The sequence below is a fragment of the Rhodococcus sp. NPDC058532 genome (assembly GCF_042719255.1).
Taxonomy (GTDB): domain Bacteria; phylum Actinomycetota; class Actinomycetes; order Mycobacteriales; family Mycobacteriaceae; genus Rhodococcus_G.
Window position 1 is genome coordinate 101,543 of the sequence record NZ_JBHXNU010000003.1, and the last position, 24,245, is coordinate 125,787.

Annotated in this window: 20 protein-coding genes; 14 read left to right on the forward strand and 6 right to left on the reverse strand. The window is 70.3% G+C overall.

What is annotated here, in order from left to right:
- Positions 1–23: 23 nt before the first annotated feature.
- The gene (locus ACFWQG_RS05020) at positions 24–647 is read right to left on the reverse strand and encodes a class I SAM-dependent methyltransferase (RefSeq protein ID WP_378506489.1); all 624 of its coding nucleotides are present in this window, start codon (positions 645–647) and stop codon (positions 24–26) included.
- A gap of 139 nt (positions 648–786) precedes the next feature.
- Here ACFWQG_RS05020 and ACFWQG_RS05025 point away from each other — a divergent pair, with 139 nt between their 5' ends.
- The gene (locus ACFWQG_RS05025; protein ID WP_378506490.1) at positions 787–2,748 is read left to right on the forward strand and encodes a hypothetical protein; all 1,962 of its coding nucleotides are present in this window, start codon (positions 787–789) and stop codon (positions 2,746–2,748) included.
- An 80-nt stretch (positions 2,749–2,828) separates the two neighbouring features.
- Here the strand turns inward: ACFWQG_RS05025 and fdhD are convergent, their stop codons facing one another.
- A complete protein-coding gene (fdhD, locus tag ACFWQG_RS05030) occupies positions 2,829–3,653 on the reverse strand; it encodes a formate dehydrogenase accessory sulfurtransferase FdhD (protein ID WP_378506491.1) in 825 nt (274 codons plus the stop codon).
- The gene (locus ACFWQG_RS05035) at positions 3,653–5,959 is read right to left on the reverse strand and encodes an FdhF/YdeP family oxidoreductase (RefSeq protein WP_378506492.1); all 2,307 of its coding nucleotides are present in this window, start codon (positions 5,957–5,959) and stop codon (positions 3,653–3,655) included. Before ACFWQG_RS05035 ends, fdhD begins: the two co-directional genes overlap by 1 nt.
- A 92-nt stretch (positions 5,960–6,051) precedes the next feature.
- Between ACFWQG_RS05035 and ACFWQG_RS05040 the strand changes: the two genes are divergently transcribed.
- The 3 genes from ACFWQG_RS05040 to ACFWQG_RS05050 all read left to right on the forward strand — a co-directional run bounded on the left by ACFWQG_RS05040 (position 6,052) and on the right by ACFWQG_RS05050 (position 8,827).
- Complete coding sequence (locus tag ACFWQG_RS05040; protein ID WP_378506738.1) at positions 6,052–7,056, forward strand: iron-siderophore ABC transporter substrate-binding protein; 1,005 nt, start codon at positions 6,052–6,054, stop codon at positions 7,054–7,056.
- Between the two features lie 22 nt (positions 7,057–7,078).
- Entirely contained in the window at positions 7,079–7,750 is a 672-nt protein-coding gene (locus ACFWQG_RS05045) for an AIM24 family protein (RefSeq protein ID WP_378506493.1), read from the forward strand.
- Positions 7,751–8,020: 270 nt separating this feature from the next.
- A complete protein-coding gene (locus ACFWQG_RS05050; RefSeq protein WP_378506494.1) occupies positions 8,021–8,827 on the forward strand; it encodes an SDR family oxidoreductase in 807 nt (268 codons plus the stop codon).
- 3 nt (positions 8,828–8,830) lie between these two features.
- Here ACFWQG_RS05050 and ACFWQG_RS05055 read toward each other — a convergent pair whose 3' ends face one another.
- Genes ACFWQG_RS05055 through ACFWQG_RS05065 form a run of 3 tightly spaced genes read right to left on the reverse strand, consistent with a single transcriptional unit; the run spans position 8,831 to position 11,602 of the window.
- Complete coding sequence (locus ACFWQG_RS05055; RefSeq protein WP_378506495.1) at positions 8,831–10,270, reverse strand: amidase; 1,440 nt, start codon at positions 10,268–10,270, stop codon at positions 8,831–8,833.
- Between the two features lie 7 nt (positions 10,271–10,277).
- On the reverse strand, positions 10,278–10,796 hold the full coding sequence (locus tag ACFWQG_RS05060; RefSeq protein ID WP_378506496.1) for a hypothetical protein: 519 nt from the start codon (positions 10,794–10,796) through the stop codon (positions 10,278–10,280).
- Complete coding sequence (locus ACFWQG_RS05065; protein WP_378506497.1) at positions 10,793–11,602, reverse strand: class I SAM-dependent methyltransferase; 810 nt, start codon at positions 11,600–11,602, stop codon at positions 10,793–10,795. The genes ACFWQG_RS05060 and ACFWQG_RS05065 overlap by 4 nt, the downstream gene beginning before the upstream one ends.
- Before the next feature lie 96 nt (positions 11,603–11,698).
- Between ACFWQG_RS05065 and ACFWQG_RS05070 the strand changes: the two genes are divergently transcribed.
- From ACFWQG_RS05070 to proB, 10 genes are all read left to right on the forward strand, one after another.
- Complete coding sequence (locus ACFWQG_RS05070; RefSeq protein ID WP_378506498.1) at positions 11,699–12,301, forward strand: GNAT family N-acetyltransferase; 603 nt, start codon at positions 11,699–11,701, stop codon at positions 12,299–12,301.
- Between the two features lie 24 nt (positions 12,302–12,325).
- Positions 12,326–14,989 carry a valine--tRNA ligase gene (locus tag ACFWQG_RS05075; RefSeq protein WP_378506499.1) on the forward strand — a complete coding sequence of 888 codons (2,664 nt, stop codon included), beginning with the start codon at positions 12,326–12,328 and terminating at the stop codon, positions 14,987–14,989.
- Positions 14,986–16,401, forward strand: a complete 1,416-nt coding sequence (locus ACFWQG_RS05080) for a bifunctional folylpolyglutamate synthase/dihydrofolate synthase (protein ID WP_378506500.1) — start codon at positions 14,986–14,988, stop codon at positions 16,399–16,401. Before ACFWQG_RS05075 ends, ACFWQG_RS05080 begins: the two co-directional genes overlap by 4 nt.
- Positions 16,398–16,799: a DUF4233 domain-containing protein gene (locus ACFWQG_RS05085; RefSeq protein ID WP_378506501.1), complete on the forward strand. Its 402-nt coding sequence runs from the start codon at positions 16,398–16,400 to the stop codon at positions 16,797–16,799. The genes ACFWQG_RS05080 and ACFWQG_RS05085 overlap by 4 nt, the downstream gene beginning before the upstream one ends.
- Before the next feature lie 19 nt (positions 16,800–16,818).
- Entirely contained in the window at positions 16,819–17,238 is a 420-nt protein-coding gene (gene ndk / locus ACFWQG_RS05090; RefSeq protein ID WP_378506502.1) for a nucleoside-diphosphate kinase, read from the forward strand.
- 441 nt (positions 17,239–17,679) lie between these two features.
- A complete protein-coding gene (locus tag ACFWQG_RS05095) occupies positions 17,680–20,730 on the forward strand; it encodes a translation initiation factor IF-2 N-terminal domain-containing protein (protein ID WP_378506503.1) in 3,051 nt (1,016 codons plus the stop codon).
- 213 nt (positions 20,731–20,943) lie between these two features.
- Positions 20,944–21,255, forward strand: a complete 312-nt coding sequence (gene rplU, locus ACFWQG_RS05100; RefSeq protein ID WP_378506504.1) for a 50S ribosomal protein L21 — start codon at positions 20,944–20,946, stop codon at positions 21,253–21,255.
- A gap of 40 nt (positions 21,256–21,295) precedes the next feature.
- On the forward strand, positions 21,296–21,559 hold the full coding sequence (gene rpmA / locus ACFWQG_RS05105) for a 50S ribosomal protein L27 (protein ID WP_378506505.1): 264 nt from the start codon (positions 21,296–21,298) through the stop codon (positions 21,557–21,559).
- A 102-nt stretch (positions 21,560–21,661) separates the two neighbouring features.
- Positions 21,662–23,119: a GTPase ObgE gene (obgE, locus tag ACFWQG_RS05110; RefSeq protein ID WP_378506506.1), complete on the forward strand. Its 1,458-nt coding sequence runs from the start codon at positions 21,662–21,664 to the stop codon at positions 23,117–23,119.
- A 5-nt stretch (positions 23,120–23,124) separates the two neighbouring features.
- The gene (gene proB / locus ACFWQG_RS05115) at positions 23,125–24,225 is read left to right on the forward strand and encodes a glutamate 5-kinase (RefSeq protein WP_378506739.1); all 1,101 of its coding nucleotides are present in this window, start codon (positions 23,125–23,127) and stop codon (positions 24,223–24,225) included.
- Positions 24,226–24,245: the final 20 nt, after the last annotated feature.

The following is a 24,245-nucleotide window of genomic DNA, read 5'->3' on the forward strand; positions in this document are numbered from 1 at the left end:
CGGTCCGCCGCCGTCCGGGGTGGTTACGGGCGGCGGCGGGCGACGAGGTGGACGTCCGGGAACCGGTGCAGCACATCCGGTCGGCTCGTCATCCGCCACTCCTCGTCGAAGCCCGCGTCGGCCAGTGCCCGGGCCAGCGCATCCGGGTGCCACCGCCAGGCCCGGCGGACGACGTGATCGAACTCGACGATCTCGCCCGGAGTATCGGTGCTCTGACCGGCGACCGCGACGAGTGCGCCGGGACCCGTCAGTGCGGCCCATCGAGCCAGCACCGCCGGAATGTCCGCCGGTGGGACGTGAATCAGGCTGTACCGTGCGAGAATCGCGCGGACCGGCCTGCCGCCGAAGTCCACCGATCCGAGTAACGCGTCGTCGCAGGCGAACTCGAGGTGCGGGTGGTCGCGGCGGGCAATGTCGAGCATGCCGCGGCTCGGGTCGACGCCGATCACCTCGAGACCGCGTGCGGTGAGGTCGGCGGTGATGCCACCGAGTCCGCACCCCACATCCACCACGACACCCTCCGCGGGCCCGTCGCCGACGAGTTCGGCGAAGGCCGCGATCGTGTGCCGCTCGAGGGCCGTCTGATAGGCGGACGGAAACGTTTCGGAGTACAGATCGGCGAGCGCGTCGTAGCCCGGTTGAGTCACGCCCCGAGTGTCGCAGATCGTCAGGTGGGGTGCGCACACGGGTAATCGACCGTGCACACCCGTCTTCTGTGTCGATTGGCCCTGTGCGTGCAGGGCAACCCCTGTGCACCTGAGTTTTGGCGGGCCGGGTCTGTGTGGGGTGGACCGTTCGAACGACAGCGCTGCGTTACCTGGCCGGAGGGGGGCGCTCCTGTGTCAGAATCCGCGTGCAGCAGCGGCTCTGGATCAGCTCGAAGGGAACACGATGTCCACACCGAAGGTTGTTTTTCTCCACGGCGTCGGTGACGGTGACCCGGACCGGGCATGGCTGACGGCACTGAACACCGGGCTGTACCACCGTGGATTCGGCTCGCTCGACCACGGCGATGTGGTGGCGCCGAGGTACGACGACCTGCTGATGGACAAGGGCAGCAACGAGTCGCTGCCCGGGGTCACCTATAAGTCGAAGGACGACAGTCAGTGTCGCCGTCGCTACGAGCAGCGTCAGGCCTGGATTCAGCGGCAGCTGCAGAAGGATCCGACGATGGGTACATACGGGTTCGGCAAGGTGGCCGACCCGGTGGCGAAGGGCGGAGCCGCTGGCGTTGTCAAGGTCGCCCCGGGTCCATTGAAGGCCGTTCAGAACTACGTGGAGCGCGACGGTGTCCGCGGCGCCGTTATGACGCGGATCCTCAAGGACCTCGACGGACTGCATGGTGACGTGGTGCTCGTCGCGCACAGCCTCGGCAGTGTGATCGCGCTCGACCTTCTCGATCATTTGCCGGATCGTGTTCACGTGCGGCGCTTCGTCACGATCGGTAGTCCCGCGCATTCCAGGGCATTGCACAAGGGTGCCGAGCGGCTCCTCAAGAAGTTCCCGTACTCGCGCGTCGATGACTGGTCAAACTTCTTCTGCCCCTGGGATCCGGTCACGATGGGGCGCGGCCTCGCCTGGCTCTTCCCCGCCGCGCAGGACTTCCTGGTCCGTCTCGACGATCTCGGCCCGGCCAAGGTCGTCGCGGCGGGCGCCCATGACAGTGTGAGATACCTTCGGCACGAATCGATCGCAGGATTGATCGGCCAGGCCGTGTGGCCAACGCCCGACCCGACCTACCGTGGCGATTCGGCGGTAGCCGCTCATCTCGGTGACGGCGACGCGCTACGACTGCTGGTAATGCAGTTCAACCGTCAGGTGGCGCTGAAGATCGCCGACCCAGAGGTCAAGCAGCGATTCGGCGATGCGGCCCAGCTTCTTCGCGATGCTGACGTCGCGGTGGCCCGCCAGATGATCGAGGACCGCCGTCCGGTGCCCGCGGAATGGCTGACCCTGGCCGAGGGGCGGATGCCGTCCATTCCGCTGCGGTGGTCCGAGGCCGAGTCCGTGCGGCACATGGCCGTGCTTGCAACGGCGAACAGCACGGCACCGTACGAAATTGATTGCGGTGACGCGCCGCTCGATGCGCTGCCGAACATTGCCATGGACCTCGGACTGAACAGTCACTTCGGTGTCGTCGTGCGGAAAGCGATTGTCGAGGTTCGGCGCAGTGCACTGGAACCGAAGAGCCTCCGAAACAAGTTCGCCGATGCGACCAAGAGTCGGTGGCTTATCGCGGCGGCGGGACTCGCACTCGTGGCCGCCGCCCCGATCGGCCTGATGGTGGCCGCTCCGGTCGGAGTCGCGGGCGGTGCGGCGATCGTTGGAGCGCTCGCCGGTTTCGGCCCGGGCGGCATGGTGGGCGGGATTGCGGCAGTCGGGGGGTTGGCATCCACCGGTGCCATGATGGCGACGGTGGCGGCGACGGTTGGCTCGACGAACCAGGCGGAGGACGATCCGCGGACCCTGGTCGCGCAGGTCGCAGCCGAGTACGCGCTGACGCAGCTGAATCTCCCGCACGACGAGGCGCTGTGGGTCCGCATCACGGACCGGGACAACCAGATCAACGCCGAGATCCGCAGGCTGGAGCCCTTCTCGGACGAGAAGTCGTCGCGGCTGACGCAGTTGCGGAATGGTCACGAGCTGCTTGAGCGGCTGATCGCCTTTATGTCCGCGAACGGACTCGGGCCGAAGGCGATCCCGTCGTCCGACGACGACCTGGACGCCCAGCTGGAATTGACCATGTGATCGCGTCGAACGGGCGGTTACTGGACACGCCTCTTGGGCGATGGTCCGGCAACCGCCCGTTCGGTGACCGGCGGGGCGCCCTACGGCACGGCGATCCGCTGCGCCCCGGCGTAGACGTTCATTGTCTCGCCGCGGAGGAACCCCACCAGCGTGAGACCGGACTCGGCGGCGAGGTCGACCGCCAGGGACGACGGCGCGGAGACCGCGGCGAGCATCGGTACCCCGGCCACCACGGCCTTCTGCACCAGCTCGAACGAGGCGCGGCCGCTGACCGCGAGGATCGTCCCCGACAGCGGCACCCGACCCTCGGTGACTGCCCAGCCGAGGACCTTGTCGACGGCATTGTGTCGGCCAACATCCTCCCGCAGCGCGAGCAGGGCGCCGTCGGCGGTGAACAGCCCGGCCGCGTGCAGGCCGCCGGTGGAGTCGAACACCCGCTGCCGGGCGCGCATCGTGTCCGGGAGGGTGGCGAGCACCGTCGCGGGCACCGTCAGCGTCGACGCGGTGAGGTCGTACGGCGCCCGCACCCGGACCGCATCGAGCGACGCCTTCCCGCACACCCCGCAGGCCGAGGTGCTCAGGAAGTTTCGCTGGGCAACAACAGGTTCCGGCGCTCCGGCGGCCAGTGCGACGTCGAGGACGTTGTACGTATTCGCGCCGTCGGAGTCGACCCCGTCGCAGTACCGGATCACCGTGACGTCGTCGGCGGACCGAATGATCCCCTCGCCGAGCAGGAATCCATGCACCAGGTCGACGTCGTGTCCGGGGGTGCGCATGGTGACGGTCAGCGATCGGCCGCCCATCCGGATCTCCAGGGGCTCCTCGACGGCGAGGCTGTCCGGGCGCCGGACGGTGCCGGACGGTCCGATCCGCAGCACCGGCCGCCTCGCGGTGACCCGACCCATCAGCCGACCGGCTCCAACCGCACCACCACGGCCTTCGAGACCGGCGTGTTCGACTTGGCGGCAACGTGATCGAGCGGGATCAGCGGATTGGTCTCCGGGTAGTAGGCGGCGGCGTTGCCCTTCGGTGTGGAGTACTCGACCACCCGGAAGTCCGACACCCGCCGCTCCTCGACGGTGCCGTCGGCTGCCGTCCACTCCGAGACGATGTCCACCCGGGATCCGTCGATCAGCCCCAACTCGACCAGGTCCGCGGCGGACACGAAGATCACCCGGCGCCCACCCTTGACGCCGCGATACCGGTCGTCGAGGCCGTAGATCGTGGTGTTGTACTGGTCGTGGCTGCGCAGCGTCTGCAGGATCAGCCGGCCGGGGGGTGTCGGCACCCACTGCAGCTCGCCGGTGACGAAGTTCGCCTTCCCGGTGGTGGTGGGGAACTCGCGCCGATCCCGCGGCGGATGCGGCAGCTGGAAGCCGTCCGGGCGGCGGACCCGCTCGTTGTAGTTCTCGCACCCGGGCACCACCCGGGAGATGGCGTCCCGGATCCGGTCGTAGTCGGCGGACAGCGCCAGCCAGGGCACGCTGTGTTCGGCGCCGAGCAGTTCGCGTGCCAGGTCGCAGATGATCGCCACCTCGCTGCGCAGGTGCTCGCTGACCGGCGTCAGGCTGCCGCGGGACAGATGCACCATCGACATCGAATCCTCTACGGACACCAGCTGTTTGCCGCCTGCCTGGATGTCCTTGTCGGTGCGGCCCAGGGTCGGCAGGATCAGCGCGGTGGCGCCGGTGACCACGTGCGAGCGGTTCAGCTTCGTGGACACCTGCACCGTCAATCGGCAGCGGCGCAGCGCATCCTCGGTGGCGGCCGTGTCCGGGGTGGCGCGAAGGAAGTTGCCGCCCATCGCCATGAACACCCGGGCGTGGTCGTCCCGCATCGCGCGGATCGCGTCGACGGTGTCGAGGCCGTGCTTGCGGGGGCTGGTGATGCCGAACTCGCGGTCGAGCGCGTCGAGGAAGCTGTCGGGCATCCGCTCCCAGATGCCCATCGTCCGGTCGCCCTGCACGTTCGAGTGCCCGCGGACCGGGCAGACACCGGCGCCCGGCTTGCCCATCATGCCGCGCATCAGCAGCAGGTTCGTGATCTCCTGGATCGTTGCGACGCCGTGCGTCTGCTGGGTCAGCCCCATCGCCCAGCACGCGATCGTCCGCCGGGACCGGATCAACGCGTCCGCCGTGTTCCGCAGCTGGGTGCTGGTCAGTCCGGTCGCGTCGAGGACGGTGTCGAGATCGACGGTGCGGGCCGCTCGCTCGTACTCCTCGAATCCCGCGCAGTGCTCGGCTATGAAGTCCCGATCCAGGACCGTGCCCGGCGCGGCGTCGTCCGCCTCGAACAGCAGCCGCGCCAATCCGCGGAATAGCGCCATGTCGCCACCGAGTCGGATCTGCAGGAACTCGTCCGCGATCTCGACGCCCTTGCCGATCACGCCGCCGACCTTCTGCGGATCCTTGAACCCCAGCAGTCCGGCCTCGGGCAGTGGGTTGATCGCGATGATCTTCGCGCCGTTGCCCTTTGCCGCTTCCAGCGTCGACAGCATGCGCGGATGATTGGTGCCCGGGTTCTGGCCCGCGATCAGGATCAGGTCCGCGTACTCGAGGTCGGGGACGGTCACCGAGCCCTTGCCGATGCCGATCGACTCGGTCAGCGCACTGCCCGACGACTCGTGGCACATGTTCGAGCAGTCCGGCATGTTGTTGGTGCCGAAGCTGCGGATCATCAACTGGTACAGGAACGCGGCCTCGTTGCTGGTGCGGCCCGAGGTGTAGAAGACGGCCTCATCCGGCGTGGCGAGCGAGGTCAACGTGTCGGCGATCAGCCGGTAGGCCTCGTCCCAGTCGATCGGGGTGTAGTGGCTCGCCCCCTCCCGCAGCACCATCGGATGGGTGATCCGGCCCTGTTGACCCAGCCAGTAGTCGGTCTTCTCCGCTAGTTCGGCCAGCGGGTGCGCGGCGAAGAACTCCGGGGTGACGGTCCGCAGCGTCGCCTCCTCCGCGACCGCCTTCGCACCGTTCTCGCAGAACTCGGCTGGCTTGCGGTGCCCGGGCGTCTCCGGCCACGCGCAGCCGGGGCAGTCGAAGCCGTGCCGCTGGTTCAGCCGGGTCAACGTCTGGGCGGTGCGCGCCACCCCCATCTGCTCGACGGCTCGCTCCATGGACACCACGACGGCCTTGACCCCCGCGGCGTGGTCCTTCGGGGGGCTGACCGCGACCTGGGATTCGTCGATGTCCTGTGCCGGGGCTTTGCGAGTCATGTGTCCATAGTGGCGCGATCGGGAGCGGACCGATAGGCAACACCGCACACGGGTGTCGCAAATTGGGATAGCCTCACCTTCTTTCCGTGAGCATGAGGGTGGAGAACATGGATCGTCTGACCCGTCGCGGGTTCCTGATCGGGGCCTCCGGCGTCGCGCTGGCCGTCGCCACCGGATGCGGCAGCGGAGACGCCCAGCCGAGTGGCTCGACGGGCGCCACCCTCGGCGACAAGTATGGCCGGGTGGTCGTCGGCGATGACCCGCGGCGGGTGGTCAGCGTCGGCTACAACGACCACGACGCGATCCTTGCGCTCGGGGTCGTCCCGGTCGGGGTGTTCGACTGGTACGGCAACCAGCCCGACGCCACCTGGCCGTGGGCGCATGACCGCCTCGGCGGCGCGCACCCGGCCGTGATCGGCACCGCGGGCACCGGGCTGGACATCGAGGCGGTGGCGGCCACCGACCCGGACCTGGTCCTCGGCACCTATTCCGGGCTGACACAGAACGAGCACGACACGCTGTCCGCCCTCGCACCGACCGTCGGGCAGCCTGCGGAGTTCGCCGACTTCGGGGTGCCTTGGCAGATCCAAACCCGGACCATCGGCAAGGCCCTCGGCAGGTCGGCGCAGGCCGACGACCTCGTCAACGCCGTGCAGCAGCAGTTCACCGACGTCGCGGCCGCGCACCCGGAGTTTGCGGGCAGGACGGTGATCGTCGGTGCGCTGAAGGGGCCCGGCCAGTTCGGGGTCTACGGCCCCGAGGACCCGAAGGTGCGGTTCTTCACCGAACTCGGTTTCGTGAATCCTCCTGTCACCCAGCAGATCACCGGCACCAACTTCGCCCCGATCAGTACCGAACAGTTGACCCTCGCCGACACGGACCTGCTCGTCTGGTATGCCGGCGGCGGCTTCGGCGACAAGCTCCGCGCCGAGCTCGCGGCGACACCCGTCTACGCGGGCCTGCCCGTCGTCGAGGGGGGCCGCGTCATCATCCTCGACGACGCGGCCGCCGAGGCGATGACGTGGAGCACGGTGCTGTCGCTGCCCTACGCTCTGAACGACATTCCGCCGCGCATCGCTCCGCTGCTCGGCGGCTGACCACCCGAACGGAAGGACCCTTGTGCGCAGCGATCTGTTCACCAACACCGAACGCAGCGGGACGCCAGGCACATTCATGCTGCAGAACAAGCGGATGCTCAAGGTGGACCTGCGGGGCACCGGCGGGCACTTCCTGGCCAGGCAGGGGTCGATGGTGGCCTACCAGGGTGAGGTGGACTTCGCGTACCAGGGCAGCGGCGGCATCGGGAAGTTCTTCAAGAAGGCACTCACCGGCGAGGGCATGTCGCTGATGCAGGTGTCCGGCAGCGGCGACGTGTTTCTCGCGGCCGACGCCGACGAGATCTTCCTGTTCGAACTCGAGGGCGAGTCGGTGACCGTCAACGGCGGCAACGTCCTCGCGTTCGAGTCCACCCTCGGCTGGGACATCAACCGTGTCGAGGGCGCGTCGATGCTCAGCGGCGGACTGTTCAACACCACGTTCAGCGGTCACGGGGTCCTCGCGATCACCGCCTACGGCACCCCGGTGGTGCTGAACGTCGACGTGCCGACCCACGTCGACATGCAGAGCGCGGTGATGTGGTCGACCGGGCTGCAGTCCACCATCCGCAAGACCGCGAAGCTCGGCGCCGTCGTGGGACGCGGGTCGGGGGAGGCGTACCAGCTCGGGCTCACCGGCAGCGGGTTCGTCGTGGTGCAGGCGTCCGAGGGACATCCGGCGATCCCGAAGCAGTAGTCACCGGCGGGGGCACTCGCCGGGGTGCAGCACCTGCTGCAGCCCGGCGAGCCCGGCCTCGTCGTTGCGCTGCTGCAGGACCCCGGATCGACAACCCGGACGACACCGTGCACCGGTGCGGTCGGACCCTCGGCCATTGCCACCAGCACCTGTATCCACGATGTCACGGACACATGCTCCCGCGTCCGTGGCGTCGGCGGCGTGACTCGCCCGCGGTGCGCGTGTCGTGCACTACGGTCGTCGAGGAATTACGTCGAGGGAGGGTGCGGCATGGGCGGGTCGGGTGCACGGACGGCACTGGTGACGGGCGCGTCGTCGGGGATCGGGGCGGCGGTCGCGCGGGCCCTCGCCGGACGCGGGTGGACGGTGTACGGCACCAGCCGCAACCCGGATGCGATCACGAACCCAGTCCCCGGCGTCCGGTACCTGCCGCTCGACCTCACCGACGAGGCGTCCATCGCCGCCTGCGCCGCCGCGGCGGGCGCCGTCGACGTTCTCGTCAACAATGCGGGGGAGAGCCAGAGCGGCCCGCTCGAGGAACTGCCGATGGACGCGATCGAACGGCTGTTCCGCACCAACGTGTTTGGCGCGGTGCGGCTGACCCAGCTGCTGCTGCCCGGCATGCGGGCCCGCCGCTCCGGCCGGGTCGTGATGGTCGGGTCGATGCTCGCGAGTTTCCCACTCGCACACCGATCCTCGTACGTCGCGACGAAGGCCGCGATCAAGGGCTTCGCGACCGCCGCACGCCGCGAGGTGTCCCCGTTCGGGGTCGCGATCACCACCGTCGAGCCCGGCTCGATCGCCACCGGCATCGGCGAACGGCGCACCCACTATCTCGCCGACGACTCGCCGTACACCGCCGACTACCGCACGATGATCGAGCATCTCGACGCCAACGAACGGTCCGGGATCAGCGCGGACACGGTCGCGCGGACCGTGCTGACGGCGATCGACGCCAAGCGGCCGCGACCGCTGTATGCCGTCGGCTCCAACGCCCCGATGGTGTTCGCGCTGCGCCGGATCGCGCCGCGCGGGCTGGTCGAGCGGATCGTCGCCCGCAGGCACGGCCTGCGCTGACCTCTAGCGGTCCGCGGACAGCGGCGGGACCCGGTCACGCCACGGCACCGCCTGCTCAAGCTGGGCGGCGACGGCAAGTAGCAGGTCCTCGCGGCCGGGTGCGGCGACGAGCTGCACCCCGATCGGCAGCCCCTCCCGGCTCTGCGCCAGCGGCAGGCTGATCGCCGGATTGCCGGACACGTTGTAGGCGGCCGTGAACGGGCCGAACTCGAGGATCCGCCGAATCCACGACCGGACGGTGTGCCCCGCGGCGTCGTAGTCGAGGGTGCCGTGCGGCGGCGGCAACTGTGCCACCGTTGGCGTCACCAGCAGATCGTGGCGAGCGAAGAAGTCCCCGACCGCGCGGGTGACGCGGCCCTGGGCGTCGATCGCGGCGGCGACGTCCGGCATCCGCGCGGCCGCGGCCTCCTGCAGAACCACCCGCGACACCGACTCCAGCAGATCGGGATTCGGTCGGATCGGGGCCCGCAGCATCGCCGCACCCGTCGAGTACGCGGTGAGCAGGCACGCCTCCACGACGTCGTCCTCGCATACCGCGGGCGCTGCCTCGGTGATGTCGTGCCCGATCCACTCGAGGACGCGCGCCGCGGTGATTGCGGCGTCCGCGACCTGCGCGTCGACCGGCACGCCGGCCAGGGTGGACACCGCGACCCGCAGCCGACCGGGATCGGTCGACAGCGACGTCGGATACGGCACGGCCGGGGGAGCGGCGGCGTACTTCTCCCCGATGATCGGCCCGCTGACCGCGTCCAGTAGGGCCGCGCAGTCCCGGACCGTGCGGGTCAGGCCGAACTCGTACACCTGGCCGAACCCCACCTCCCCGGTCACCCCACCACCCGAGGATCCGCTCGAACCGGACGGCCCGACCGGCACCCGGCCCCGGCTCGGTTTGAGCCCGACCAGCCCGCAGCACGACGCGGGGACCCGCAGCGACCCGGCGCCGTCGTTGCCGTGCCCGATCGGCACCGCGCCCGCCGCGACCAACGCCGCGGACCCGCCGCTCGACCCGCCGACCCCGCGATCGAGGTTCCACGGGTTGCGGGTCGCCCCGTAGCGTCGGGATTCCGTCGCGAAGTTCAGTCCCAGCTCCGGTGCCGTGCTCTGACCGAGCGCGACCAACCCGGCGGCCCGGAACCGGCGCATCACCTCCAGATCGCAGCCAGCGACGGCGCCGCGGAGGGCGCGGCTGCCAAGGGTGAACGGGATCCCCCGGACGACGGGGCCGCTGTCCTTGACGACCATCGGCACCCCGGCCAGCGGCCCCGACGGGTCGGCGTCGGGTGCCGGGTCGAACACCGGCAGGGTCAGCGCGTTCAGGTCCGGGTTCACCGCGTCCAGCGCGCGCCGCGCCGCGGCCTCGACCTCGGCCGCCGTCACGTCCCATTGCCGGATCAGTGTGGCCAGGCCGACCGCATCGTGGGCGGCGTACTCGTACACGTGCATGCCGCCATCACACCCCGACCGTGCCCCTGCCGGCCACCGGGTTTTTGGTGTACCAGAGGTGTCCCACCGCAGGTTCCACCAGTAGCTGTGCACCCCCGGCCACGCCAGTCGCGGCGGTGGCGGTCGGATCGCCGGTCCCGATCCACACGGCAACGGCGCCGGCCACGCAGATCGCCGGGCGCAGCAACGTCATCGGCCCCAACACGACCGCCATCGCCAGATACCTGGTCCGCCACGGCAGGACGCACCAGGTCGCGATGGCGACGAGTGTGACCAGGGCGAACGGTGTCAGGGCCGCCGCCAGCGCCTCGGCCGCGGTCCGGCGGACCTCCCGCGGGACAACGAGCAGACCGATCGCCAGGGGGCCAGCCGCCAGGGCCGCCCATACCGCGACACCCCTCGCCTGCGCCAGGGTGTCGCGCCGCAGGGTGGCGAGTCGACCCGTCCGGCCCTGCGCCGCCCGATAGCCCGCGAACGCGCCGTCGAGCAGGGCGATCGTCAGGACCGTCAGCGCCGCGACGTTCACCCGTCCGCCCCGCGCACCCCGATCAGCGGGCGCCACACTCCGTGCAGGCTCTGCCCACCGCGGCAGGAGACGTCGAACGACGGCGCGGCCGCCGTGGCAGCGCCCAGCAGGAAGTCGGTCGGGTGCGCCCGCCGCATCGACAGATTGCCGTCGTGCCGGGAGATGGGTTCGCGCATCCGGCTGCGGTGGAAGACCCAGGAACCCAGGTTGGTCAGCCACCCTGGCTCCGGGTCGTAGTGGAGGAAGCCGACGATTGTGGGGGTCTCGTGACGGGCCAGGAACTCGCGGACCTGCGCGCGGTCGAGGTGGTGCAGGAAGCCGGTCGAGATCACCACGGTCGGCACGCCGTCCGTCGCCAGGTCGAGTGCGTCGGCTACCTCGAAGCGGACGGCGCAGTCGTCGAGGCGGGCGAGCGTGCGTCCCCTGTCGACGAGGTCGGCATTGAAGTCGGTGGCGACCAGTTCCACACCGGGGAGGGCGCCGGAACGGGCGAGGCCGCGCAGGATGTACCCGGTGCCGCAGCCGACGTCGACGATCCGCCGCACCGTGTGCCGCGGGGTGATGAGCCTGATCTCGTCGGCCACCCGGCGCGGCACCTGCAACTCCTCGCCCAACCGTTGGAGTTCGGCATGGATCCGGAGCAGCACTCGTCGGCAGTGGTCGGCATCGAGCACGCCGTCCACCGCGGGAAGCGCCTCGACCAGGCGGGCCGCCCGCTCCTGACCCGACGCCCGCAACCGGGTCGCGGCGTCGTCCCGTCGCACCGGTGCAACCGCGATCAGGTCGGTGATCTCCAGCGGCTCCATGGCGACATGGTGGCAGTCGGTGCAGGCAGAGGCAATGACATTGCGATCGGCGGAGTAGGGGCAACCGAATGATCCGGTTCCGGGATAGCCTCGGGCATGGCCACCGTGCACCCCGCCACCCGGTCCGACGTTCCCGAACTCGCCCGCGTCCTCGGTCGGGCGTTCGATGACGACCCGGTGATGCAGTGGATGTGGCCCGACCCGCTGGACCGGCGGCGCGGGCTGCCGCGGATGTTCGCCGCCTTCACCCGGCACCACCATCTGGCCCACGGCGGCGTTGAGGTGGCCGCGGCCGACGGCCGCGCCGTCGGGGCGGCGCTGTGGGATCCGCCCGATCGGTGGCGGCAGTCGCGGTGGACCCAACTGGTGATGGCCCCGTCCATCCTGCGGGCCTTCGGGCGCCGGGCCGGGGTCGCCGCCGCGGTCGGCGCGACGATGGAGGCCGCACACCCGGACGGGCCGCACTGGTATCTCGGCACCATCGGCACCGACCCGACCGCCCGCGGTGGCGGGCACGGGCAGGCCCTGATGCGGTCCCGTCTCGACCGGTGCGACCTCGACCGCGCGCCCGCGTACCTGGAGTCGAGCAAGGAGTCGAACGTCCCGTACTACCAGCGGTTCGGCTTCGAGGTGACCCGGGAAATCGTGATCCCCGACGGCGGACCCACGCTGTGGGCCATGTGGCGGGAACCACGGTAGGGGACGTTCTCTAGAATTGCGCAGGTGACCAGTGCCGCGCCGCAGAACCCCGAGAACCCCGCAGACGCCCTCCCGAAGAGCTGGGACCCCAGCGCCGTCGAGGAGCAGTTGTACGAGGGCTGGGTGGCGGCCGGCTACTTCCAGGCCGACGCCGCCAGCGACAAGCCCGGCTACTCCATCGTGCTGCCGCCGCCGAACGTCACCGGCAGCCTGCACATGGGGCACGCGCTCGACCACACCCTGATGGATGCGCTGACCCGCCGCAAGCGGATGCAGGGCTTCGAGGTGCTGTGGCTGCCCGGCATGGACCACGCGGGCATCGCGACGCAGACCATCGTCGAGAAGCAGCTCGCCGCCGCGGGCACCAAGAAGGAGGACCTCGGCCGCGAGGCCTTCATCGAGAAGGTGTGGGACTGGAAGGGTGAATCCGGGGGCACCATCCAGGGCCAGATGCGTCGCATCGGGGACGGCGTCGACTGGTCCCGCGACCGCTTCACGATGGACGAGGGCCTGTCCCGCGCCGTGCAGACCATCTTCAAGCGGATGTACGACGACGGCCTGATCTACCGCGCCGAGCGGCTCGTCAACTGGTCGCCGGTGCTGCAGACCGCGATCTCCGACATCGAGGTCAAGTTCGAGGAGGTCGAGGGCGAACTCGTCTCGCTGCGCTACGGCTCCCTCGACGACACCGAGCCGCACGTCATCGTCGCCACCACCCGCGTCGAGACGATGCTCGGCGACACCGCCGTCGCCGTGCACCCCGACGACGAGCGCTACCGGCACCTCGTCGGCACCACCCTTGAGCACCCGTTCACCGGCCGCGCGATCCCGATCATCGCCGACGACTACGTCGACCCCGAGTTCGGCACCGGCGCCGTCAAGATCACCCCCGCACACGATCCCAACGACTTCGAGATGGGTCTGCGGCACAACCTGCCGATGCCGACCATCATGGACAAGGCGGGTCGGATCGCGGACACCGGAACGCAATTCGACGGCATGGACCGGTTCGAGGCGCGCGTCAAGGTGCGCGAGGCCCTCGCCGAGCAGGGCCGCGTCGTCGCCGAGAAGCGTCCGTACCTGCACAGCGTCGGGCACTCCGAGCGCTCCGGCGAGACCATCGAACCCCGCCTGTCGATGCAGTGGTGGGTCAAGGTGGACGCGCTCGCGAAGGCCGCAGGCGATGCCGTCCGCGACGGCGCGACCACCATCCACCCGGCCAGTCAGGAGCCGCGCTGGTTCGCGTGGGTCGACAACATGCACGACTGGTGCATCTCCCGGCAGTTGTGGTGGGGCCACCGGATCCCGATCTGGTACGGCCCGGACGGCGAGGTGGCGTGCTTCGGCCCCGACGAGACCGCCCCCGCCGGGTGGGAGCAGGATCCGGACGTCCTCGACACCTGGTTCTCGTCCGGGCTGTGGCCGTTCTCCACGATGGGCTGGCCGGAGCAGACCCCCGAGCTCGAGAAGTTCTATCCCACCAGCGTTCTCGTCACCGGCTACGACATCCTGTTCTTCTGGGTGGCCCGGATGATGATGTTCGGCACCTACGTCTCCGGTGACGATGCAGTCCAAGGCGGCAAGGTTCCGTTCACCGACCTGTTCCTGCACGGCCTGGTGCGTGACCAGTTCGGCAAGAAGATGTCGAAGTCCCGCGGCAACGGCATCGACCCGCTGGACTGGGTGGACCGGTTCGGCGCGGACGCGCTGCGTTTCACGCTGGCCCGCGGCGCCAACCCGGGCAGCGACCTCGCGGTCGGTGAGGACCATGCGCAGTCGTCCCGCAACTTCGCGAACAAGCTGTTCAACGCCACCAAGTTCGCGCTGATGAACGGCGCGGTCGTCGCCGACTTGCCCGCCCGCGAGCAGCTCACCGACGCCGACCGCTGGATCCTGGACCGGCTCGAGCAGGTCCGCGCCGAGGTCGACGAGGCGTTCGACAAGTTCGAGTTCTCCAAGGCCTGCGAGGCGCTGTACCACTTCGCGTGGGACGAGGTGTGCGACTGGTACCTCGAACTCGCGAAGGTGCAGGTCGCGGACGGTTCTGCGCACGCAGACGGCACCAAGGCCGTGCTCGGCAACGTCCTCGACACGCTGCTGCGGATGCTGCACCCGGTGATTCCGTTCGTCACCGAGACGCTGTGGAAGGTGCTCACCGGCGGCGAGTCGGTCGTCGTCGCGTCCTGGCCCGCCGCGACCGGCACCCCGACCGACGCGGATTCCGCCCGCCGGATCGCCGACCTGCAGAAGCTCGTCACCGAGATCCGCCGGTTCCGCAGCGACCAGGGACTCAAGCCGTCGCAGAAGGTCGCGGCCCGGCTGTCCGGAGCCGCGGACGCCGACATCGAGGACCAGCTCGCGTCGGTGTCGTCGCTCGCGAAGCTCACCGAGCCGTCGGACGGCTTCGCCGCGACCGCGTCGGTCGAGGTGCGGCTGAGCCGCGCCACCGTCACCGTCGAACTCGATACCTCCGGTGCCGTCGACCTCGGCGCCGAACGCAAGCGGCTCGAGAAGGACCTCGCGGCGGCCGAGAAGGAGCTCGCCGGGACCGCGGCGAAGCTCGGCAACGAGGCCTTCCTCGCGAAGGCCCCGGACGCGGTCGTCGACAAGATCAAGGGACGTCAGCAGGTGGCGCAGGAGGAGATCACCCGCATCACCGCGCGGCTCGAGGAGTTGGGTCGGGCGTGAGCGACGAGCAGGGGACCCCGTCCCCGGTGGATCTCGCGGAACTGGCGCTGGTCGAGGCCGAGCTCGACCAGCGTTGGCCCGAAACGAAGATCGAGCCGTCGCTGACCCGGATCGCCGCGCTGATGGATCTGCTCGGGTCCCCGCAGCAGGCGTACCCGGCGATCCACGTCGCGGGCACCAACGGCAAGACGTCGGTGACCCGGATGATCGACGCCCTGCTCACTCGGCTGCACCGCCGTGTCGGCCGCACCACCAGCCCGCACCTGCAGCTGGCGACCGAGCGGATCAGCATCGACGGCGCGCCGGTCTCGCCGCGCACCTACGTCGACACCTACCGCGAGCTCGCGCCGTACATCGAGATGGTCGACACCCAGTCGCGGGCAGCCGGGGGTCCGGCGATGAGCAAGTTCGAGGTGCTCACCGCGATGGCGTTCGCCGCGTTCGCGGAGGCGCCCGTCGACGTCGGGGTCATCGAGGTGGGGCTCGGGGGCCGCTGGGACGCAACGAATGTCGTCGACGGCCAGGTCGCGGTGATCACCCCGATCAGCCTCGACCACGCCGACTATCTGGGCACCGACCTGGCCGGCATCGCCGCCGAGAAGGCCGGGATCATCAAGAAGGCGCCGGACTCGCTGGTGCCGCGGGACACCGTCGCGATCCTCGCGCAGCAGGAACCCGAGGTGATGGACGTGCTGCTGCGCCGCGCGGTGGAGGCGGACGCCGCCGTCGCCCGCGAGGGATCGGAGTTCACCGTCCTTGCGCGGCAGATCGCGGTCGGCGGGCAGCAACTCGAACTGCAGGGGCTTGGCGGGGTGTACACCGACATCTTCCTGCCGATGCACGGCGAACATCAGGCCCGCAACGCCGCGCTCGCCCTCGCCGCGGTCGAGGCGTTCTTCGGGGCGGGTCCCGACCGGCAGCTCGACGCCGACGCGATCCGGGAAGCCTTTGCGTCGCTGACGAACCCGGGCAGGCTTGAGCGGGTCCGCAACGCGCCGACCGTCTTTCTCGATGCCGCGCACAATCCGGACGGGGCCCGCGCCCTCGCGTCGGCGCTGTCGGCCGAGTTCGACTTCCGCAAACTCGTCGGCGTCGTCGCGGTATTGGGGGATAAGGACGCCGACGGCATCCTCACCGCGCTGGAACCGGTCTTCGACGAGATTGTGGTCACCCGCAACGGTTCCCCTCGTGCGATGGACGTCGAGCACCTCGCCGACCTGGCGGTCGCCCGGTTCGGGGACGAGCGGGTGGTCGTTGCCCCGACCCTGCCGGATGCGATCGAAACGGCGATCGGGCTTGCCGAGGAGGTCGCCGAACCCGGCGAGGCCATCTCCGGCGCCGGTGTCGTCGTCACCGGATCCGTCGTCACCGCGGGCGAGGCCCGCACCCTGTTCGGAAAGGACCCGGCGTGAGCACCCCCGATCAACCTGCCCAGTTCAATCCCCCGACCACCGACCCGTGGAAGGGATTCCGCGGGGTCTGCTCCGGCACCCTGATCCTCGAGGCAATCGTGGTCTTCCTCGGGATCCCCGCGGTCGCGAAGCTCGGCACCGGCATCAGCACCGGAGCGGTCGTGTACCTCACCGTGCTCGGCGTCCTGATGATCCTCGCGTGCGGGGTGCAGTCCCGGCGCTGGGGTTTGCGTCTGGACCTCGGCCTGCAGGTCGGCCTGATCGCGGGCTGGTTCATTCACCCGGCGATCGGCGTGATGGGTCTGATCTTCGCCGCGGTGTGGGCGTACCTGCTGTACCTGCGCAAGGACATCGAGGCGCGGATCGAGCGGGGACTGCTGGCAGGGCAGCGGGACTGACCCACTATTCTGTCCTTTCGTGACTGAGCGCACCCTGGTACTGATCAAGCCCGATGGCGTTGCCCGCAACCTGATCGGCGACATTCTCGCGCGCGTCGAACGCAAGGGTCTGTCCGTCGCCGCGCTGGAGATGCGCACCGCAGACGCGGATGTGGCGGGCAAGCACTACGCCGAGCATGTCGAGCGGCCGTTCTACCCGGGTCTGCTCGAGTTCATCACCTCCGGCCCGCTGGTCGCGGCCGTCGTCGAGGGACACCGGGCGATCGCCGCGTTCCGCCAGATCGCGGGTGGCACCGATCCCGTCGAGAAGGCCGCTCCCGGCACGATCCGCGGCGACCACGCCCTCGACGGTCAGCAGAATCTCGTGCACGGATCCGATTCGGTCGAGTCCGCCGAGCGGGAGATCGCGCTCTGGTTCCCGCGGCTCGCTCGAGCCTGACCGCCCCATTTCCGCAGCCCCGGCTCAGGTTGCCCGATCCGATCGGGGACCTGAGCCGGTTTCGTTCGCCCGCACGGTGCGGCGTCGGTCGGGGCACCGTGGACGTGTGGGATACTGACAGCGGTTGACCCGCACACGTTTCGTCACCGTCGAGAGCTGCGTGCGGTCCAACCGGTGACACCACGGCTCGATGCCCGCATCGCTGCCGCCATGGACGAGGAAATCCCTCCCCGGCGGCACGCTGGATGATCAGGCGCACGGGACGCGGAGTTCAGCCCGCCAGGCTCCGCGCGAATTGGACGTGACCGTTTCGATCACCGACAAGCCGCGCGGAGCGAGACCAGACGAACTCACACCCCGGTGTGAGGACCAGACAGCGCCCCCGAGTGGCCGCGCACATCCGACAGGGATGGACGCGCCCGGGGGCTCGAGGAGACTTACGTGGCCGACCAAGCGCCGCCCGAGAATTCACAGCCCACCGATCCGGTGTTCCCGGAGAAGATGCGCGTTCACGCCCTCGCCAAGATGCTCGGCGTGACCAGCAAGCAGGTGCTCGCCCAGGTCGCGGAGTTCGGGACGGAACTGCGCAGCGCCCAGTCCAGCATCGACCGCGCGCTCGCCGAGCGCGTGCACGCGGCGATGGCCGCACCGACGGCACCGGCCGCCGAGCAGGCCGCCGAACCCACTCCGGCCGCCGACCCGGTGCTGCGCGCCGCCCCCGACCTGATCGCCGACGCGCACATCCCGCAGCAGCCCGGCCTGTTCACCGACACCGACACCGAGGCGGCGCCCGCCGCGGCCACCGAGCCGCCGCTGTTCCAGGCCCCGCTGTTCCTGCAGCCGGAGACGGCCCCCGAACCCGCACCGCGTCGTCGCCGGGCGCGCCGGGAAGCGGCCGCCCCCGACGAGGCTGCCCCGATCGAGGTCACCACCGGAACCTCCGCGGCCGCGGAGGTTGAGGAGCCGACGGCGGGCGGACAGCAGGCGGATGGTTCTGCCGCGGAGGCCACGACCTCCGAGGAGGCCGGAGCGGCCGGCGCGGAGCACGCCGACGACGAGTCCGCGGAGGGCCAGGGCCGGCGCCGCCGCCGCGGGCGCCGAGGCCGCGGCCGGGGTCGCGGTGAGCAGGGCGCGGAGACTGACACCGCCGACGAGACCGAGACCGCTCCCGCGGAGGACGGGACAGCGGCCGACGCATCGGCGGACGCGGATACCGAGGCGGCGGAGGCCGAGACGGTCGACACCGAGTCGGGTGCGGAGGAGTCCGAGGACGGCACGAGCAGGCGTCGTCGGCGTCGTCGCCGTCGCAAGGGCAGCGGCGACGGCGACGCCACCGAGGACGACGGTGTCACGACGGTCGTGCACGAGCGTGAACCCCGCACCAAGGCCCGCGCCAAGGACGAGGTGCAGGGCATCTCCGGATCCACCCGGCTCGAGGCCAAGCGTCAGCGCCGCCGCGACGGTCGGGACGCGGGCAGGCGCAGGCCGCCGATCCTCACCGAGTCCGAGTTCCTGGCCCGTCGTGAGGCCGTCGACCGGGTGATGGTGGTCCGGGAGAAGAGCGGTGCCGCGCACCCCGACGGCCTGACCCAGGTCGCGGTCCTCGAGGACGACGTCCTCGTCGAGCACTTCGTCACCACGTCGGCGTCCGCGTCGATGGTCGGCAACGTCTACCTCGGACGGGTGCAGAACGTGTTGCCGTCGATGGAGGCGGCCTTCATCGACATCGGTCGCGGACGCAACGGCGTCCTCTACGCCGGTGAGGTCAACTGGGAGGCCGCCGGTCTCGGCGGCAACAGCCGCAAGATCGAGCAGGCGCTCAGGCCGGGCGACCAGGTGCTCGTTCAGGTCTCCAAGGACCCGGTCGGGCACAAGGGTGCCCGCCTGACCACCCAGATTTCGCTGGCGGGACGGTTCCTCGTTTACGTGCCCGGCGGCACGTCCACCGGGATCAGCCGCAAGCTGCCCGACACCGAACGCAAGCGGCTCAAGGAGGTCCTGCGGGAGGTGGTTCCGCCGGAGGCGGGCGTCATCATCCGCACCGCCGCGGAGGGCGTCAGCGAGGAGGAACTCGCCCGCGACGTGCAGCGGCTGCAGTCGCAGTGGTCGGACATCGAGAAGGAGGCCGAGGCCGCGGACAAGGGTAAGTCGGGTAACCCGAAGGCCCTGTACGAGGAGCCGGACCTGCTGGTCAAGGTCGTGCGCGACCTGTTCAACGAGGACTTCTCCAAGATCGTCATCGAGGGCGAGAAGTCCTGGTCGACGGTGGAGAACTACATCCGGACCGTCGCACCCGACCTGTTGCCGCGGGTGGAGCGGTACGAGCCTGCGGCGGGCGGACCGGACATCTTCGCGGTCCGGCGCATCGACGAGCAGCTGGCGAAGGCGCTCGACCGGAAGGTGTGGCTGCCGTCGGGCGGCACCCTGGTGATCGACCGCACCGAGGCGATGACCGTGGTCGACGTCAACACCGGCAAGTTCACCGGCGCCGGCGGCAACCTCGAAGAGACCGTCACCCGGAACAACCTGGAGGCCGCCGAGGAGATCGTGCGGCAGATGCGGCTGCGGGACATCGGCGGCATGATCGTCGTCGACTTCATCGACATGGTGCTCGAGTCGAACCGGGATCTCGTGCTGCGTCGGCTCACCGAGTCGCTCGGACGCGACCGGACCCGGCACCAGGTGTCCGAGGTCACCTCGCTCGGCCTGGTTCAGATGACCCGTAAGAAGCTGGGCACCGGCCTGGTCGAGGCGTTCTCGACCACCTGCGAGCACTGCCACGGCCGCGGCATCGTCGTGCACGCCGATCCGGTCGAGGTCCGCTCCGGTGACGACTCCGGCTCCCGCAACCAGGGCAAGGGCGAATCGGGCGGCGGACGCCGCAAGCGGGGCCGGGACAAGGCGCAGGCCGCCGAGCCAGCACCGGAGAAGGACGGGCACGGCGCGGAGGCCGACGCGTCCGTCAAGCGGGCGCACCCGGTGGCGTTGGCGATGGCCGCACACCTGCACCCCGAGGACGAGCATCCGGACACGGCGGACGCTGCAGCCGCGGCGGCCGAGGTCGTCGTCACGGAGACGGCGGACGTCGTCGCGGACCCTGCCGTCGAGACGCCGGTCGTCGAGGCGGATGCCGCGCCCGAACCCGCCGCCGAGCCTGCACCCGAACCCGTCTCCGAGCCTGCACCGGAACCCGCCAGCGAGCCCACGGCAGCGGCGCGCCCGCGCCGCCGGTCGCGCCGGGCCTCCCGCGCGGCCGCGGCACCCGTGGCTGGCGTCGACGAGGGGACCGTGCTGACGCTTCCCGCGCACCCGGACCCGGTGCCTGCGGAACCCGCGGTCGTGGTCGAGCCGGTCGTCGAGCCGGCCGCCGCCGTCGAGGCCACGCCGGTGTCCGGCGCGGCGGAGGCGGCGGCAGCTGAGCCCGCCGCACCGAAGCGGCGTGCGCGTCGGCGCGCCGCCGGGCGTCCCGCCGGACCACCGACGGAATCGTGATCGGCCGACCGCTCGAGGTCACGGGCAACGGCGGCGGGTGGGGCGGTTTGACCCTGCCGATCGCCATCCCGTAACCTTGAGCGGTCGCTACTCGGTGACACCGCTCTGCTGCGCCCGTCCGGGTGCCGGGGTGTCCGGGGAAGCAAGTACACAGACCAGTCGCGCGGCGGTAGTCGCGTGAGCACGTTCGAATTAGCAAGGGGTAGCCGTCCGATGGCAACGTACGCGATCGTCAAGACCGGCGGAAAGCAGTACAAGGTCGCTGTTGGTGACCTCGTCAAGGTCGAGAAGATCGAGGGTGAGCCCGGCGCTGCTGTCTCGCTGACCCCGGTCCTCCTCGTCGACGGAGCCGAGCTGACCACCGACGCCGACAAGCTGGCGAAGGTCACGGTCACCGGTGAGGTCGTCGAGCAGACCAAGGGCCCGAAGATCCGGATCCACAAGTTCAAGAACAAGACCGGCTACCACAAGCGTCAGGGCCACCGGCAGAAGCTGACGGTCCTCAAGGTCACCGGCATCAAGTAACTCGGGCTCCGAGTCTTCTTCCAACCCAGGAGGGTCTGTCATGGCACATAAGAAGGGTGCATCCAGCTCGCGCAACGGTCGCGATTCGAATGCCCAGCGACTCGGCGTGAAGCGGTTCGGCGGCCAGTCCGTCAGCGCAGGCGAGATCCTGGTGCGTCAGCGTGGCACGCACTTCCACCCCGGCGTCAACGTCGCTCGTGGCGGCGACGACACCCTGTTCGCCCTTGCCGCCGGTGCCGTCGAGTTCGGCACCAAGCGTGGACGCAAGACCGTGAACATCGTTCCGGCCGAGGCACAGGCCTGAGTCTGCTGCTTCGAGCAACGCTTCCAGGAGGGGCGGGCCAGGGTCACACACCCGGCCCGCCCCTCCTGCTTTTCACCGACTGAAGGGAAGGATCCGGCAGTCATGTCCCGATTCATCGACCGCGTGACGCTGCACGTCAGCGCAGGCAAGGGCGGCAACGGGTGTGCCTCGGTGCACCGCGAGAAGTTCAAGCCGCTCGGCGGACCGGACGGCGGCAATGGCGGTCGGGGCGGTGACGTGATCCTCGTCGTCGACTCGAACGTACACACGCTGCTGGATTTCCACTTCCATCCCCGCGCCAAGGCAACCAACGGCCGCCAGGGTGAGGGCGGAAACCGAGAGGGCGGCAACGGCTCCGACCTCGTCCTCAAGGTCCCCGACGGCACGGTCGTGCTGGACCGGGACGGCCGCATCCTCGCCGACCTGATCGGCACCGGAACCCGGTTCGTCGCCGCGCAGGGTGGGCGCGGCGGGCTCGGCAACGCTGCGCTGTCGTCGAAGGCGCGCAAGGCGCCCGGCTTCGCGCTCCTCGGCGAGGAGGGCGTCGAACGCGACCTGGTGCTCGAACTGAAGTCGGTCGCCGACGTCGGCCTCGTCGGATTCCCGTCGGCGGGCAAGTCGTCGCTGGTGTCGGTGCTGTCCGCGGCCAAGCCGAAGATCGCCGACTACCCGTTCACCACGCTGCAGCCGAACCTGGGCGTCGTGTCCAGCGGTGACACCACGTTCACCGTCGCGGACGTGCCCGGCCTGATTCCGGGCGCCAGCGACGGCCGCGGACTCGGCCTCGACTTCCTGCGGCACCTCGAACGGTGCGCGGTGCTCGCGCACGTCGTCGACTGCGCGACCCTCGAACCCGGTCGCGACCCGGTGTCCGACGTCGACGCACTCGAAGCGGAGCTGGCCGCGTACACCCCGGCGCTGTCCGGCGACGCGGGACTCGGTGACCTCGCCGACCGGCCCCGCATCGTGATCCTGAACAAGGCCGACGTGCCGGATGCGGCGGAGCTCGCCGAGATGGTGACCCCCGAGTTCGAGGCACGCGGTTGGCCCGTGTTCACCATCTCCGCGGTGAGCAGGGACGGCCTGCGCCCGCTGACCTTCGCGCTGGCGAAGATGGTCGAGGACTACCGCATCGCGCACCCGCCCGCCGCACCCAAGCGGCAGGTGATCCGCCCGATCGCCGTCGATGAGACCGGGTTCAGCATCATCGCCGACCCCGAGACGCCCGGCGGTTTCATCGTCCGCGGTACCCGACCCGAGCGGTGGATCCGGCAGACCGCATTCGACAACGACGAGGCCGTCGGTTACCTCGCGGACCGGCTTGCCCGTCTCGGTGTCGAGGACCGGTTGATCAAGATGGGTGCCGAGCCCGGCTGTTCGGTGACGATCGGCGACGTCAGCTTCGACTGGGAGCCGCAGACCGCGGCCGGTGTCGACATCACCCGCACCGGTCGCGGCACCGACGCCCGCCTCGACCAGGATGAGCGGATCGGTGCCGCCGAACGCAAGCACGCGCGTCGCATCCGCCGCGGACTGGACTCCGACGGCGACGGCAAGTGACCGGGGTGTCCGACACCCGCACCCAGATCGCCACCGCCCGGAGTGTCGTGGTCAAGATCGGCTCGTCGGCGTTGACCAGTCTCGAATCCGGGTTGGACAGAAGGAAACTCGACGCGCTCGCCGACGCCGTCGAGGCCCGCATGCGCGCGGGCTCCGACGTGGTCGTGGTGTCGTCGGGCGCGGTCGGTGCGGGCATCGCGCCGCTGGGCCTGTCGAAACGCCCCCGGGACCTCGCGACCAAGCAGGCGGCGGCGAGTGTCGGTCAACTCGCGCTCGCCCATGCGTGGGGCACCTCGTTCCACCGGTACGGCCGGACGGTCGGGCAGGTGCTGCTCACCGCCGACGACATCGCCCGTCGCACCCAGCACCGCAACGCGCAGCGGACGCTGGACCGGTTGCGGGCGCTGCACGCGGTCGCGGTGGTCAACGAGAACGACACCGTCGCGACCACCGAACTGCGGTTCGGCGACAATGATCGGCTCGCGGCGATGGTCGCGCACCTGGTCAGCGCCGACGCGCTGGTGCTGCTGTCGGACGTCGACGGTCTCTACGACGGGGACCCCCGTAAGGGCGGAGCCATCCTGATCCCCGAGGTGACGAGCCCCGAGGACCTGGACGGTGTGGTCGCCGGCTCCGGGGGGGCGCTGGGCACCGGCGGGATGGCCTCGAAGCTGTCCGCGGCACGCCTGGCCGCCGACTCCGGTGTCCCGGTGCTGCTGGCCGCCGCCACCGACGCGGCGGAGGCTTTGTCGACGGCGAGCGTCGGTACCGCGTTCGCGGCCCGTCCGGCGCGCATGTCGGCGCGCAAGTTCTGGGTCCGGCACGCCGCCGACACCCAGGGTGAGCTGCACCTCGACGCGGGCGCCGTCCGTGCGGTCGTCGACAAGCGGCGCTCCCTGCTCCCGGCGGGCATCACCGCGACCGGCGGCCGATTCCACGGCGGCGACGTGGTCTCGCTGCTCGGCCCCGACGGCCTGCCGGTGGCGCGGGGTGTGGTGGCGTACGACGCCGCGGAACTCGAGGAGATGCTCGGCCGGTCCACGATGGAGTTGCCGTCCGACATGCAGCGGCCCGTCGTCCACGCCGACGACCTCGTCCGACTCTGACCGTCCGCTCAGGCTGACCG